Below are 14,973 nucleotides of genomic sequence, written 5' to 3'. Positions count from 1 at the left end.
CCTGCCTGTTAATACAGCGACTTGTACATGTTCCAGCCACCGCCGAGCAGCTTCCGGTCGCCAAAGGCGCCGTTGCCCGCGCCCGGGTACAGCCAGAGCGTTCCGCTCTGCTCGCGGGCCAGCAGATCGGGCCTGCCGTCGCCGTCGAGGTCGCCCGCCCCCACCAGGGCGTCGAAGCCGCCCCAGCCGGCGCCGAGCCGGATCCGGTCGGCGAAGCCGCCCTTGCCGTCGCCGGGGTACGTCCACAGGACACCGGAGGCGTCCCGGGCAAGGAGGTCGCCCTTGCCGTCGCCGGTCAGGTCGCCCGCGCCGACGACCAGGAGTCCGCCCCACCCCCAGCCCGCCTTGACCGGCTCCTTGAAGCCGAGGGCGCCGTTGTCGGAGTAGACGTACAGGTCGCCGCCGGACGTGCGGGCCACCAGGTCCGCCCGGCCGTCGCCGTCCACGTCACCGGGCGAGACCAGGGTGTCGTACGCGTTCCAGCCACGCCCCAGGCTCTGGTACGCCGTCGACGGCGTCAGCGGGGCCCCGCAGGCGGGCGTGTACGCGCGCAGCTCGCCGCTCGCCATCCGCACCAGGACGTCGTTGCACCGGTCGCCGTTCACGTCCCGGTACGGGATCGCGGCGGTCAGCGCGTTCGCCCCGGTCCAGCCCTCGCCCTGGGCCTGCGCCTCGCCCGCGACGCCGGGTCCGGTGCGCAGGTCGAAGCGGCCGGACGGGGTGAGCGCGAGGAGGTCGGCGCGGCCGTCGGGGCCGCCCGCCCCGACGAAGTCCCGCGCGACGGGGGCGCCGCCGGTCAGGCCGACCGTCCCGGTCCGGGTGAGCGCCGCGCCCTGTCCGTCGGCCGGGGTCACCGTCAGCGTCCAGACGTAGGCGCCGTTGGCGGCGTACTGCCCGCCGTCCGTCTTCCCGTCCCAGGCGGGCTTCACGAGCCCGCGCGCCTCGCCGCCGGTGAGGGTACGGACGGTGGCGCCCGCGCTGTTCTTGAGCGTGAGCTGCCAGGAGGCCGCAGGCTTGTTGAGCCACCAACGAGCCGCCCAGGAGCCGGAGTTGGCGTTCACGCGGGCGGGCGCGTCCGTGTCGAGCACATTCAGGGCGGAGGTGGGGATGCCCGTCGGGACGACGTGGACGGCGTCCTCGGCGTCGGTGTACGCGACCGGTCCGCCGAAGCGGTCCACGGCCCAGCCCTTGCCCGGCTCACCCCGCCTGGGCGTGCCCAGCGCGCGCGTGCCGGAGGCTCCCCGCACATCGGTGACGCTCAGCACGCCGCCCTGCTGCCACGCCACGTACCCGTCGCCGAGCCGGGCACTCTGGTGCGCGGGCAGCGCGACGTTCCGCTTGGCGGCGGTGTCGTACACCCCGGAGGCCGAACTCCCGCACTCCCACAGGAGGTTGGTGCCGTTGGCCTGGAGGGAGGTGATGTCGCAGTCGCTCACCTTGGCGGTGGCGAGGGTCTTGCCGGTCCGCACGTCGACGGCTTCGGCGGAGCCGGTGCCGTTCTCCAGCCAGAGGGTGGAGCCGTTCAGGGCGTACGCCTGCTGGCCGACCTCCGTGTCGGGCTTGCCGGTGTAGACCGGCTGCCAGGTGTCGAGGTCGAACACCTCGACCCGCGAGGGCAGTCCCGTGACCCGGGCGACCCCGTACCTGCCGGACGCCTCGAACGGCGAGCCGGGCTGCTGGTAGGTGGCCACCGGGCTGCGTGTCGTACGGGGCAGCGACTCCCCCTCGGCGAGAGCGACGAGGCCGTCGCCGTTGATCCGCTGGAAGGCGAGCCTGCCGTCGCCCGTGGACTGTATGTCCGCGCACCACAGCGTGTCGCAGTCCCGGAAGAGGTCGGTGCCGGCACCCCGGTCCACCCGCTCGCCGGCCTTCGCCGGCCCACTGACCGTGAGGTCGATACCGCGCAGCTCCGTGTCGTTCCACGGCTTCTGCTCGACCGTGCTCAGCTTTCCCTGCGCGAGGGAGATCCCGGTGACCTTCGTACGGATCTGCGGAGCCGGGCCCGTCTTCGTCACGGTGAGCGCGCCGTCGGCGCCCTGCCGCACCGAGACCACCTCGACACCCGTGCCGTCGTCGGCGGCCCGCGTGATCAGCATGGCCCCGTCCGGCGTGAACAGGGTGTTGTAGCCCACCTTGTCGACCACGAGCTGCTCCGCGCCGCCGGTCAACGGCACCGCGAAGACGGCCTGGTTGCCCGCGACGAACCTGGCCAGGAGCAGCCTGTCCCCGACCACGCCGACCAGCCGCGCGCCCGGACGGTCGACCGCGACCTCGTTGGCCGGCTTGGACAGATCGGTGGTGCTCCACACCCGGACGCTGGGGCTCGAACCCCACCACGCGGCGAACCGGTCCCCGTTCACAGGAGTGTTGCTGGAGGACGGCACCGCGGTCGTCCGAGCCTGGCCGGAACGGTCGACCCAGAGCATGGTCCGCTTCTCACCGCTCGGCGCCGACGGGTCCGGCGCCGAGGTGTAGACGAGCACGCCGTTCTTGTTCTGCGCGCCCCCTGCCTTCCGGCTGTTGGTACCCGTGGGCACACCGGTCACGGCGCGGTCCTGGACCTGGCCGTCGTTCCAGGTCAGCACGTGCAGGCCTGCGGCACCCTCGTACGTCAGGACAGCATCGCCGAACGCGGCGGCGAACGACTGCCCCGCGCCGAGTGTGGCGGTCCGTTCCGAGCCGTCCTTCATGTTGCGCTGGACGATCTTGTTCGTACCGGGCCCCCAGAAGACCACAAAGTCCTCGCCCGTGGGCGCCGCAACCTGCAGCCCCTCCGGAACGGGCACCGGCCTGACCGAGCCGTCCGCGTACGAAGTCCAGTTGTAGCCGTCGCCCGCCTGCCCCCACAGGTAGCCCGTCGCGCCGCCGCCGACCAGCAGGCCGGCGTTCGGGTCGGGCTGGTGCTGCGCGGGAATCGTCAGCTCTCCGGGTACGGAGTCGGCGTAGGCCGCCCCCGCCGTCAGCGGCAGGAACCCCGTCGCGATCCCCACAGCCGCGGCCACCGCGACCGCGCTCCGTATCCGCACGTGCCGTCTCAATTCCGGTTCCTCCCCAGCGGCCCCGCAGGGCCCCACCCTCATCGGCGCACGGGTGCAGCGCGGTACGCCGACGCGTACCGCGCTCAAGGTGAAGCGGAAGCCCCCCGGCCCTGCCCCCGTGCGAAGTTCGCGCCGACTTTAACAGCAGGCCCACAGGAATCACCCCCGGAAAACAATCAGGGCCCGCACCACACCGCGAAGGTGTCGTACGGGCCCTGATGAGCCGTCAGGCAAGGGCGTCAGCCGTTGCGCTTCCAGCGGGGCTTGTCGTCGCGGCGGCCGCCGAAGGAACCGGTGTTGGAGCCGGAACCGCGGTGGTCGTCACGGCGGCCGTAGGGGCGCTCGTGGCCGCCGGAGCGGAAGCCGCCGCCGGCGGGACGGTCGTCACGACGGTCGCGGTTGAACGGACGGTCGCTGCCGCCGCGGTTGAAGCCGCCACGGTCGCCACCGCGGTCATCGCGGTTGAAGCCACCCGCGGGGCGGTCGTCACGACGGAAACCACCGGACGGGCGGTCGTCGCGACGGAAGCCGCCACGGTCACCACCGCGGTCGTCACGGTTGAAGCCACCCGCGGGGCGGTCGTCACGACGGAAACCACCGGACGGGCGGTCGTCGCGACGGAAGCCGCCACGGTCACCACCGCGGTCGTCACGGTTGAAGCCACCCGCGGGGCGGTCGTCACGACGGAAACCACCGGACGGGCGGTCGTCGCGACGGAAGCCGCCACGGTCACCACCGCGGTCGTCACGGTTGAAGCCACCCGCGGGGCGGTCGTCACGACGGAAACCACCCGAGGGACGGTCGTCACGACGGAAACCACCCGAGGGGCGGTCGTCACGGCGCTGGAAACCACCCGAGGGGCGGTCGTCGCGACGGAAGCCGCCGGACGGACGGTCGTCACGGCGGAAGCCGCCACGGTCACCACCGCGGTCGCCGCCACGGTTGTCACGGCGGTCGAAGTTGCCCCGGTCGTCACGGCGCTGGAAGCCACCGCGGTCCTCGCGGGACTCCTGCTGGACCGGCACGGCAGCGGCGGCGGCAGCAGCCGCGACCTCGGCCTCGGCTTCGGCCGCGACCTCGGCGACCGCGGCCTCCGGGTCCTCGCCGCGCTCGCGGGCGGCACGGGCGACCAGGCGGTCGGCCTCCTCGCGGAGCTCACCGGCCCGGCGCGTCAGGCGCTCCAGCTGCTTGGTGAGGTCGGCGACCTCGCGCTCGGCCTGCTTGGCCGAGTTGTTCGCGGAGTCGGCCTGGACCTCGGTCAGCGAACGGGCGCCGGTGATCTCGGCGACCTCCGGGTCGAACGCGCCGGCGCTCTGGATGATGTGGCGCGAGGCGTCGACGCCCGCGTCCTCCATCAGCCGGAAGATCTGGCGGCGCTGGTGCGGCAGCGACAGGGAGACGACGACACCGGACTTGCCGGCACGGGCGGTACGGCCCGAGCGGTGCAGGTAGTCCTTGTGGTCACCGGCCGGGTCCACGTTGAGGACCAGGTCGATGCCGTCGACGTGGATGCCGCGCGCGGCGACGTCGGTCGCGACGAGCGCGTTGACGTAGCCCTTCTTGAAGTCCTCAAGAACGCGGGTGCGCGCGCCCTGGGTCATGCCGCCGTGCAGCGCGTCGGCCTTCACGCCCGACTCGCAGAGCTGCTCGGCGATGCGGTCCGCGCCCAGCTGGGTGCGGACGAAGATGATCGTGCGGCCCTTGCGGGCGGCGATGGCGGCCGTGACCGGCGCCTTGTCCTTCGGCTTCACCACGAGGACGTGGTGGGTCATCGTCGAGACGTTGCCCTGCGCGCTGTCGACCTCGTGCGTGACGGGGTTCGTCAGGTAGCGCTTGACCAGGGTGGAGATCTCGTTCTCCATGGTGGCGGAGAAGAGCATGCGCTGGCCGCCGCCGGGGATCTGGTCGAGCAGCTCGGTGACCTCGGGCAGGAAGCCCAGGTCGGACATCTGGTCGGCCTCGTCGAGGACGGCGACCTGGACGTTGGCGAGCGAGCAGGCGCCGCGGTTGATGAGGTCGCGCAGACGGCCCGGGGTGGCGACGAGGACGTCGACGCCGCGCTCCAGGGCGTAGATCTGGTTGCTCATCGACGTACCGCCGCAGACGACCTTCATCTTCAGGCCGAGCACGTCGCCGTACGGCTGGAGGGCGTCCGCGACCTGCATCGCGAGCTCACGCGTCGGCGTGAGGATGATCGCGCGGGGCTTCTTCTTCTCGGTGTGCCCGCCGGCCAGGGCGGCCAGGGTGGGCAGACCGAAGGAGAGGGTCTTGCCGGAGCCGGTACGGCCACGGCCGAGGATGTCCTTGCCGGCCAGGGCGTCCGGGATGGTCGCGGCCTGGATCGGGAAGGGGGTGGTCACCCCGTTCTGGGCGAGCTTGCGCACGACGCCCTCGGGCAGACCGAGGTCCGCGAAGGTGACGGTGGGCTCGGTGTTCTCGTCCGCCTCGGACTCGACGATCTCCACGACCTCGATGACGTCGGTGGCCGCTACGGCCTCGACGACGTCGTCCTGGCGGGTCTCGATGGAGTCGTTGTTCTCGTTCTCGGGCAGGACGGAGTGATCAGTGCTGGAAATGGACATGCGAAATGCGAAACCTTCCGGAGTCTCGGCACGCGCCCGTCAACTCCGTGAATTCGCAATTCGACCGCCTCAATGCGGTCAGCCACGGCTAGGGAGAGTACGCGCCACACGGCGCTCTTCTGTGTCGGCGCCGGGCAATGGGATCAAACGATCTACTACCATACGCACCCTCACCCCCCTAAGGCAAACCGAGCCCCCCTAAACCGGTCCCACCTGCGGTGATGCGGTCGGCTCCTGCTGGAACGGAGCCTGCATGCCGCGCAGCGCGCTGGTGTGCGTGTCGGCCCCCGGAGTCGTCGACGGCGAGGCCGGCGGGGTCGGCGGCACCGGGGTCGGCGACGGCGAGGCGGGCGGCGTCGGCGGCGCCGGACGGCTCGGCGACGGAGAGGGCCGCGAGGGGCCGCCCTGCGGAGGCTTGGCCGGGCCCGGACCGCCGCCCGGCTTCGGAACGCCCGGCGAGGGCGTGGCCGCCGCTCCCGGCGCCCCGGCCGACCCGGACGACGACCCGCTCGGGCTCGGCGCCCCGGAAGGACCGCCCGGCGCCTTCGGGTCGTGCTTGCCGGTGCGGCCCCTGGCCGCGCCCTGCCCGCCCTTGCCCTCCTCGGTCCCGGCCGCGTCCCCGTGCCGCCCGGCGGACGCCGACGGCCTCGGCCCGCCCTGGTTGTCGCTCACACTCATGCAGCCGGCCGACGCCGTGAGCACCAGGACGGTCACCGCCAGCTCGGCCAGGCGGACAGGGGTGGTCAACTGGCGCACGGGGGCACCTCCGGAACACGGAGCGATGGGGACGTAGGTTCCAACTCCCGGCCCCCCGCCGGGGACACGCCCGGGCCGCACCCGGCTTGCGCCCGACATCCGTCCGAGCGTGCCGAGGGGGCCGGGCGGGCGCACAGCGCCCCACGGACTCACCCTCGCCCGAGCACGACCGGGTCCCCGCGTCTCACCCGTAGCCGAGGGCGTGCAGCCGCTCGTCGTCGATGCCGAAGTGATGGGCGATCTCATGAACCACCGTCACCTCCGTCTCGGCGACGACCTCCTCGCGCGTCGCGCACATCCGCAGCGTGGGGCCCCGGTAGATGGTGATCCGGTCCGGGAGCACCCCGGCGTACCACTCGCCGCGGTCGGTGAGCGGGGTCCCCTCGTAGAGGCCGAGCAGCTCGGGGTCGTCGGCGGCCGGCTCGTCCTCGACGAACACCGCGACGTTGTCCATCAGCCGCGTCAGCTCCGGCGGGATCCGGTCCAGCGCCTCGCCGACCAGTTCCTCGAACTCCTCGCGCGTCATCTCCAGCACCCGGCCATTGTCGGTCACGCATCGGCATACCGACCTGCCCGCGGGGGCATATGGCCCCAATGCGAGCCATGTCCGCGAGCCGTCAGGCCCTGGCACGGGCGGCGGGCCTGTGCTGCGTCGTGCTGATCGGCGCCTGGCTCGGGCTCCTCGTCGTCGGCAACGTACGCACTCCGGTGGGCCCCATGGACACCACCATGACCCTGCGGCCCTCCCTGACCGGCGGCACCAAGATCAACGTGTCGCCGCTCGGCGCCCTCGAACTGCGCTCGCACCTCGCGCCGCTCCGCCTGGACGTCGACGTCGACCGGCTCGACCCCGACCGCGCCCAGGCCCTGGTCAGCCACCCCGAGCGGATCTCCGGCCTCCAGCAGGAGATCGCCCGCGACGTCGGCCACGGCACCCGGGACGTGGCCCTTCGCTCGTGCGTCGCGGTCGTCTCCGGCGCGACGGCGCTCGGCCTCGCCGTGTACCGCCGCCCCCGTCGCGCCCTGGCCGCCGGCGGCCTCTCCCTCGCCCTGCTCGCCGCCTGCGGCCTGTCCGCGTACGCGACCTGGAACCCGGAGTCGGTGATGGAGCCGAAGTACTCGGGGCTGCTCACCTCCGCCCCGCAGGTCGTCGGCAACGCACGCTCGATCGTGACCGAATTCGGCGTCTACCAGCAGGAGTTGGCGAAGCTCGTCACCAACGTCACCAAGCTGTACGACGCCGCCTCCACCCTCCCCGCCTACCAGCCGGACCCGGCCACCCTGCGCGTCCTGCACGTCTCCGACATCCACCTCAACCCGGCCGCGTGGCACATCATCGGCTCGCTCGTCACCCAGTACCGGATCGACGTGATCATCGACTCCGGCGACACCATGGACCACGGCAGCACCGCCGAGAACCGCTTCCTGGACGCGATCCCCGACCTCGGCGCCCCCTACGTCTGGGTGCGCGGCAACCACGACTCGGCGGAGACCCAGCGCTATGTCGCCGGGCTGAAGAACGCGCACGTCCTGGACGACGGGCAGAGCGTCACCATCGCGGGCGTACGGATCGCGGGGATGGGCGACCCCGAGTTCACCCCGGACCGCTCGACGGCGGACACCGACCCCGACGGCGCCGAACGCACGGCCGGGGGCCGGCTCGCCGCCGCCCTGCGCGCCCAGGCCCGCGCGGGCACCCCGGCCGACATCGCCGTCACCCATGAGCCGGCCGCCGCACGCGAGACCGACGGCACGGTCCCGCTGGTCCTCGCCGGGCACCTCCACCGCCGCGAGACGGAGGTCATGAAGCTCGGCACCCGCCTGAAGGTCGAGGGCTCCACGGGCGGCGGCGGCCTGCGCGCGCTGCAGAACAAGGACCCGGAGCAGGTCCGCGCCTCGGTCCTCTACCTGGACAGCAACACCCACCACCTCCAGGCCTGGGACGAGGTGACCCTGGGCGGCCTGGGCCTGACCACGGCCGAGGTGAGCCGCCATCTGCCCACGCCCCGGTGACCTCCCGGGAAACCGTTTTGGCGATACCTCCCCGCATCCCATATGCTTCTCACGTCCCCGACGCGCTGCGAAGCGCCCAGGCGGGCCAATTAGCCCTCATCGTCTAGTGGCCCAGGACGCCGCCCTTTCAAGGCGGTAGCACGGGTTCGAATCCCGTTGGGGGCACGCACAATCCTGTGCGAGACTTGTTCTCGCGCAAGCTTGGTCCTGTGGAGCAGTTTGGAGTGCTCGCCACCCTGTCAAGGTGGAGGCCGCGGGTTCAAATCCCGTCAGGACCGCTGTAGTTCACTTCGGTGGACTACGTGGCTGGGTAGCTCAGTTGGTACGAGCGATCGCCTGAAAAGCGATAGGTCGCCGGTTCGACCCCGGCCCCAGCCACCACCCGAAAGCCCCGTTCACCGAACGGGGCTTTCGTCGTGTCCGGGGCGGGACCGCCCCGTGTCCGGGATGGGCCCGCCCCCCCCAGCGGGCCCCCTCCCCTCAGCTCTCCTCCGGCTCCCGGGAGCGCGCCCGCCAGCCCCGTACGCCCAGCACGACCGCCGCCAGTGCGGCCAGGGCTGTCAGCAGGGCCCAGTCCGGAACCGCGTCCGCGATCCCCTTCGTCCACTCCTCCACCGCGTACGAGTCGTCCACGTCCAGCAGACCGGGCAACGCCGTCGCCCCGTCGTACGCCAGGAAGAGCGCGCCCAGGGCGATGAAGAACAAGCCCGACAGCAAGGACGTCGTGTGGAGTTCGAAGCGGCCCACCTTCAGCACCCTGCCGCGCAGCCACTTGCGGCCGCCCAGTTCGAAGCGCTCCCAGAGCAGGGCCAGGAGGAAGAGCGGGACCGCCATGCCCAGGGCGTACACCGCCAGGAGCAGGCCGCCGTAGACCGGGCTGCCGCTCACCGCCGCCACCGTCAGGACACTCCCCAGGATCGGCCCCGCGCAGAACCCGGCGAGGCCGTAGACCGCGCCAAGGGCGTACACCGACAGCGCGGTCGTGGGGCGGATCTTCCCGGACAGTTCCGTCATGCGGCGGCTCGCGAAGCCCATGCCGACGATCTGGGCGACGCCGAGCGCGATGATCAGCCAGCCGCCGAAGAGCACCAGCTGGTCCCGGTGGCCGTAGAAGATCCGGCCCGCGTACGAGCCCGCCGCGCCCAGCGGGACGAGCGTGGTGGCCAGGCCCGCGTAGAAGATGCCGGTGCGGGCGAGCAGCTTGGTGCGGCTGGAGATCGAGTACGCGAAGAACGCGGGCAGGAGCAGCGCGCTGCACGGGCTGAGCAGCGCGAGCAGGCCGCCCAGGAACGCGGCGAGGTAACCGATGTTCGGGGTCACTTCTTCGCCTTCGCCGCCGCCTCGATGGCCTGCGCGAACGCGTCCATCGGCTGGGCGCCCGCGATCGGGGTGCCGTTGATGAGGAAGGAAGGGGTGGAGCTGGCGCCGAGGCCGTACGCCTCGTCCTGGTCCTTCTTCACGGCCGCCTTGGCCGCGTCGCTGTCCAGGTCGGTCGCGAAGCGCGCCGCGTCCGGCACGCCGGCCTCCTTGGCGAGCTCCTTCAGGCGGTCCGCGCCGAACCCCTTCTCCTTGGAGCCCTCCGCGTACGCCGCCGCGTGGAACTGCCAGAACTTCCCCTGCTGCCCGGCCGCCCAGGCCCCGCGCGCGGCGGCCTCCGACTCGGCGCCGAAGATCGGGAAGTTGCGCCACTCGATGCGCAGGGTGCCGTTGTCGACGTACTTCTTCACCAGCTCCGGCTCGGTGTCGCGGGCGAACTTGCCGCAGTACGAGCACTTGAAGTCGGCGTACTCGATCATCACGACCGGCGCGTCCGCGCGGCCCTGGGCGAGCGGGTCCTTGGCGTCGCGGCGGGCCAGCTTCTCCAGCTCGGGGTGGGCGCCCGCGGCCGGGTCGGCGGTGGACGCGGAGCCGTTGACGGTGGGCTTCGGGTCGGGGGAGGTCGCCTGGTAGGAGGCGATCCCGAGGACGGCTGCGGCGGCCACCGCGGCGATGCCGATCAGGACCGGCTTGCGGGACGCGGCGGCGGGCTTCGCGGCAGTCCTGCTCGGCTTGCTGTTCTTGCTGGACTTCGTGTTCTTGGGCATGCGGAACTCCGGTGCGTACGAAAAATGCGTACGGATAAGGGGACGGCGGTCGCGAGAAGGCGGGAGCGGCGTCTAGACCCTGAGCACCGAGAGTTCGACGGGGGTGGGCGCGCTGGGCGTGGGCCCGCGCACCGGCGGGTTGCGGTGGGCCGCGTACAGGCCGCACAGTGCGGCGGGGGCGACGCGGTCCTCCAGGACCGGGGCCTGGTCGTGGGCGGTGCGGGCCCGGACCGGCGCCGCCGGATCGGAATCCTGGTGCTGACCGCCCTGCTTGCAGCCGGGCGCGGCCGAGCCGTCCGTGAAGGCGGGCGCCGATGCCTTCTTCGCCAGTACGCCCGCGGGCGCGGCCGAAGCCGTCGGGGCCGGCCCGCACAGCGCCACCGCGAGCACCCCGAGCACCATGAGCAGCACCGCGGTGGGGCGGCGGCGCGGGGCACGGGAGCGGGGCATGCCCGAAATGGTACGGGGTGGGTCCCGGAGCGCGCCTAAATGCGTTCGCCACTCGTCCTCGGCGGGTGAGATCCTGAATCAGGTATGTCTACTTCCTTCGCCGATCTCCAGACGCTGCTCGACGGGGCCTCGCTGCGCGACGCCCACCGGCTCGGCCGCCGTCTCGAAGGCGCCCGCCGCATCCGTAAGCCCGAGGCCCGGCAGGCCGTGCTCGACGAGATCGCCGCCGAGGCCCAGAAGTCCGCCGACCGCATCGCCCGGCGGTCCGCCCGCATGCCCGAGGTCAGCTACCCCGAGCAGCTCCCGGTCAGCCAGAAGAAGGACGAGATCCTTGAGGCGATACGCGACCACCAGGTCGTGATCGTCGCGGGTGAGACCGGCTCGGGCAAGACCACCCAGATCCCCAAGATCTGCATGGAGCTGGGCCGGGGCCTGCGTGGCATGATCGGGCACACCCAGCCCCGCAGGATCGCGGCCCGCACGGTCGCGGACCGCATCGCGGAGGAACTGAAGGTCCCGCTGGGCGAGGCCGTCGGCTGGAAGGTCCGGTTCACCGACCAGGTCGACCAGGACGCCACCTTCGTGAAGCTGATGACCGACGGCATCCTGCTCGCCGAGATCCAGACGGACCGCGAGCTGCGCGGCTACGACACGATCATCATCGACGAGGCCCACGAGCGCTCCCTCAACATCGACTTCCTGCTCGGCTATCTGGCCCAGCTGCTGCCGAAGCGCCCCGATCTGAAGGTCGTCATCACCTCGGCGACCATCGACCCGGAGCGCTTCTCGCGGCACTTCGGGGACGCCCCGATCGTCGAGGTCAGCGGCCGTACGTACCCGGTCGAAGTGCGCTACCGCCCGCTCCTGGAGGAGGACTCGGAGGACTCCGACCGCGACCAGATCACCGCGATCTGCGACGCCGTGGACGAGCTCCAGGCCGAGGGCCCCGGCGACATCCTGGTCTTCCTCTCCGGCGAGCGCGAGATCCGCGACACGGCGGACGCGCTGATCAAGAAGAACCTCCGCTCGACCGAGGTGCTCCCCCTCTACGCGCGCCTCTCGCACGCCGAGCAGCACCGCGTCTTCCAGCAGCACAGCGGCCGCCGGATCGTGCTCGCGACCAATGTCGCCGAGACCTCGCTGACCGTCCCCGGCATCAAGTACGTCATCGACCCGGGCACCGCCCGCATCTCGCGCTACAGCCACCGCACCAAGGTGCAGCGCCTGCCGATCGAGCCGGTCAGCCAGGCCAGCGCCAACCAGCGCAAGGGCCGCTGCGGCCGTACGAGCGACGGCATCTGCATCCGGCTGTACAGCGAGGACGACTTCGTCACGCGGCCCGAGTTCACCGACGCGGAGATCCTCCGGACGAACCTCGCCTCCGTCATCCTCCAGATGACCGCGGCCGGCCTCGGCGACATCGAGAAGTTCCCGTTCATCGACCCGCCGGACCACCGCAACATCCGCGACGGCGTCCAACTCCTCCAGGAACTGGGGGCGTTGGACCCGACGGAGAAGGATCCGAAGAAGCGCCTCACCCAGCAGGGCCGCAAGCTGAGCCAGCTTCCCGTGGACCCGCGGCTCGCCCGCATGGTCCTGGAGGCCGACCGCAACGGCTGCGTACGCGAGGTCATGGTCATCGCCGCCGCGCTCTCCATCCAGGACCCGCGCGAGCGCCCGAGCGAGAAGCAGGCGCAGGCCGACCAGCAGCACGCCCGCTTCAAGGACGAGACGTCCGACTTCCTCGCCTTCCTCAACCTGTGGCGGTACGTCCGCGAGCAGCAGAAGGAGCGCGGCTCCAGCTCGTTCCGGCGGATGTGCAAGCAGGAGTACCTGAACTTCCTGCGGATCCGCGAGTGGCAGGACATCTACTCGCAGCTGCGTACGGTCGCGAAGACCATGGGCATCCACCTCAACGAGGAGGACGCGCCCGAGCAGTCCGTACACACCTCTCTCCTGGCCGGTCTGCTCTCGCACATCGGGCTCAAGGACACCGACAAGAACGAGTATCTGGGCGCCCGCAGCGCCAAGTTCGCGATCTTCCCGGGCTCGGCGCTGTTCAAGAAGCAGCCCAAGCTCGTGATGTCGGCGGAGCTGGTGGAGACGTCCCGGCTGTGGGCCCGCGTCAATGCGAAGATCGAGCCCGAGTGGATCGAGCCGCTCGCCCAGCACCTGGTCAAGCGCACCTACAGCGAGCCGCACTGGGAGAAGGACCAGGCGGCGGTCATGGCGTACGAGCGCGTGACGCTGTACGGCGTGCCGATCGTGGCCAACCGCAAGGTCAACTACGGCCGCATCGACCCCGAGGCCTCGCGCGAGCTGTTCATCCGCAACGCGCTGGTCGAGGGCGACTGGCGCACGCACCACAAGTTCTTCTCGGACAACCGCAAACTCCTCACCGAGGTCGAGGAGTTGGAGCACCGCGCCCGCCGCCGCGACATCCTCGTGGACGACGAGACGCTGTACGACTTCTACGACCAGCGGGTGCCCGAACACGTCGTGTCCGGCGCGCACTTCGACTCCTGGTGGAAGCACAAGCGGCGCGACGAGCCCGAACTCCTCGATTTCGAGCGCGAGATGCTCATCAACGAGAAGGCCGGGGCCGTCACCAAGGACGACTATCCGGACTCGTGGCGCCAGGGCCCGCTGAAATTCCGGGTGACCTACCAGTTCGAGCCGGGCGCGGACGCGGACGGCGTGACCGTGCACGTGCCGCTCCAGGTCCTCAACCAGGTCACCGACGAGGGCTTCGACTGGCAGATCCCGGGCCTGCGCGAAGAGGTCGTCACGGAGCTGATCCGCTCCCTGCCGAAGCCCATCCGCCGGCATTACGTACCGGCGCCGAACTACGCCGCGAAGTTCCTGGAGCGAGCGGTGCCACTGCAGGAGCCGCTGCCGGTCACCCTCGCCCGCGAGCTCCAGCGGATGGTAGGCGTGCCGGTCACGGCCGACGACTTCGACCTGACCCGGGTGCCGGACCACCTCAAGATCACGTTCCGGATCGTCGACGAGCGGCGCCGCAACCTCGCCGAGGACAAGGACCTGGAGGCGCTCAAGCTCAAACTGCGCCCGAAGGCCCGTCAGGCCCTCTCCAAGGCCGCCGCGGCCACCGCGGGCCCCTCGGGCGAGTCCATCGAGCGCTCGGGCCTCACGGACTGGACGATCGGCACGCTGACCAGGATCTTCGAGACGCGCAGGGCCGGCCAGCCGGTGAAGGCGTTCCCGGCGCTCGTGGACGCGGGCGAGAGCGTCTCCGTACGGCTCTTCGACACCGAGGCCGAGCAGCAGCAGGCGATGTGGCGGGGCACCCGGAAGCTGATCCTGCTGAACATTCCGGTGAACCCGGCCAAGTTCGCCTCGGACAAGCTGACCAACCAGCAGAAGCTCGCCCTTTCGCGCAATCCGCACGGCTCGATCCAGGCGCTCTTCGACGACTGCGCCATGGCGGCCGCGGACAAGCTGATCGCGGACCACGGCGGCCCCGCGTGGGACGAGGAATCGTTCCGCAAGCTGTACGACAAGGTGCGGGCGGACCTGGTGGACGCGACGGTGCGCACGGTCGGCCAGGTCCAGCAGATCCTGGCCGCCTGGCAGGCCTGTGAGCGCCGCCTGAAGGCCACGAACAGCCTGACCCTGGTCAACAACGTCACGGACGTACGGAACCAGCTGGCGGCCCTCGTACCGCCCGGCTTCGTCACGAAGACCGGCCTCAGGCGGCTGCCCGACCTGATGCGCTACCTGGTCGCGGTGGACCGCCGGCTCCAGCAGATGCCGACGGCCGTTCAGCGCGACACCACGCGCATGGAGAAGGTCCACGAGATGCAGGACGAGTACGCGTGGCTGCTCGAACAGCTGCCGCAGGGGCGGCCCGTTCCGCAGCAGGTCCTGGACATCCGCTGGATGATCGAGGAGCTCCGGGTGAGCTACTTCGCGCACGCGCTCGGCACGGCGTTCCCGGTCTCCGACAAGCGCATCGTGAAGGCGATCGACGCGGCGGCGCCGTAACGCGGGTATCGCTGTGAGTGAGTTCGACCTGACCCGCTGACCTGC

At 71.4% G+C, this 14,973-nt stretch carries 9 protein-coding genes and 3 tRNA genes; 6 read left to right on the top strand and 6 right to left on the bottom strand.

Annotated elements, in window-relative coordinates; genetic code table 11:
- Nucleotides 1-8: 8 nt before the first annotated feature.
- Entirely contained in the window at nt 9-3,026 is a 3,018-nt protein-coding gene (locus ABD346_RS02885) for an FG-GAP-like repeat-containing protein (protein ID WP_344371180.1), read from the bottom strand.
- A gap of 251 nt (nt 3,027-3,277) precedes the next feature.
- Nucleotides 3,278-5,620: a DEAD/DEAH box helicase gene (locus ABD346_RS02880; protein WP_344371179.1), complete on the bottom strand. Its 2,343-nt coding sequence runs from the start codon at nt 5,618-5,620 to the stop codon at nt 3,278-3,280.
- 253 nt (nt 5,621-5,873) lie between these two features.
- On the opposite strand from ABD346_RS02880, the gene ABD346_RS02875 reads away from it, so the two are divergent.
- Entirely contained in the window at nt 5,874-6,413 is a 540-nt protein-coding gene (locus ABD346_RS02875; protein WP_344371178.1) for a hypothetical protein, read from the top strand.
- A 147-nt stretch (nt 6,414-6,560) separates the two neighbouring features.
- Here the strand turns inward: ABD346_RS02875 and ABD346_RS02870 are convergent, their stop codons facing one another.
- Nucleotides 6,561-6,911, bottom strand: a complete 351-nt coding sequence (locus ABD346_RS02870) for a metallopeptidase family protein (protein ID WP_053725918.1) — start codon at nt 6,909-6,911, stop codon at nt 6,561-6,563.
- A gap of 68 nt (nt 6,912-6,979) precedes the next feature.
- On the opposite strand from ABD346_RS02870, the gene ABD346_RS02865 reads away from it, so the two are divergent.
- From ABD346_RS02865 to ABD346_RS02850, 4 genes are all read left to right on the top strand, one after another.
- Nucleotides 6,980-8,389, top strand: coding sequence for a metallophosphoesterase family protein (locus ABD346_RS02865; RefSeq protein WP_381225036.1), 1,410 nt, complete (start codon nt 6,980-6,982; stop codon nt 8,387-8,389).
- Nucleotides 8,390-8,481: 92 nt separating this feature from the next.
- Nucleotides 8,482-8,554, top strand: a tRNA-Glu gene (locus ABD346_RS02860).
- A 38-nt stretch (nt 8,555-8,592) separates the two neighbouring features.
- A tRNA-Asp gene (locus tag ABD346_RS02855) sits at nt 8,593-8,667 on the top strand.
- A gap of 26 nt (nt 8,668-8,693) precedes the next feature.
- Nucleotides 8,694-8,770: transfer RNA gene (locus ABD346_RS02850), tRNA-Phe, on the top strand.
- A 99-nt stretch (nt 8,771-8,869) separates the two neighbouring features.
- On the opposite strand, the gene ABD346_RS02845 is transcribed toward ABD346_RS02850, so the two are convergent.
- From ABD346_RS02845 to ABD346_RS02835, 3 genes are all read right to left on the bottom strand, one after another.
- Nucleotides 8,870-9,709, bottom strand: a complete 840-nt coding sequence (locus tag ABD346_RS02845) for a cytochrome c biogenesis CcdA family protein (RefSeq protein WP_344371175.1) — start codon at nt 9,707-9,709, stop codon at nt 8,870-8,872.
- Nucleotides 9,706-10,473 (bottom strand): DsbA family protein, encoded by a 768-nt coding sequence (locus ABD346_RS02840; protein WP_344371173.1) that lies wholly within the window; start codon nt 10,471-10,473, stop codon nt 9,706-9,708. Before ABD346_RS02840 ends, ABD346_RS02845 begins: the two co-directional genes overlap by 4 nt.
- Before the next feature lie 72 nt (nt 10,474-10,545).
- The gene (locus ABD346_RS02835) at nt 10,546-10,923 is read right to left on the bottom strand and encodes a hypothetical protein (RefSeq protein ID WP_344371171.1); all 378 of its coding nucleotides are present in this window, start codon (nt 10,921-10,923) and stop codon (nt 10,546-10,548) included.
- Between the two features lie 84 nt (nt 10,924-11,007).
- On the opposite strand from ABD346_RS02835, the gene hrpA reads away from it, so the two are divergent.
- Nucleotides 11,008-14,928 (top strand): ATP-dependent RNA helicase HrpA, encoded by a 3,921-nt coding sequence (gene hrpA, locus ABD346_RS02830; RefSeq protein WP_344371170.1) that lies wholly within the window; start codon nt 11,008-11,010, stop codon nt 14,926-14,928.
- Nucleotides 14,929-14,973: the final 45 nt, after the last annotated feature.

The sequence above is a fragment of the Streptomyces mauvecolor genome (genome assembly GCF_039532965.1).
In the GTDB taxonomy this organism is placed as follows: domain Bacteria; phylum Actinomycetota; class Actinomycetes; order Streptomycetales; family Streptomycetaceae; genus Streptomyces; species Streptomyces violascens.
Note: the sequence above shows the minus strand (reverse complement) of the source record. Positions and strands in the feature narration are given on the sequence as shown.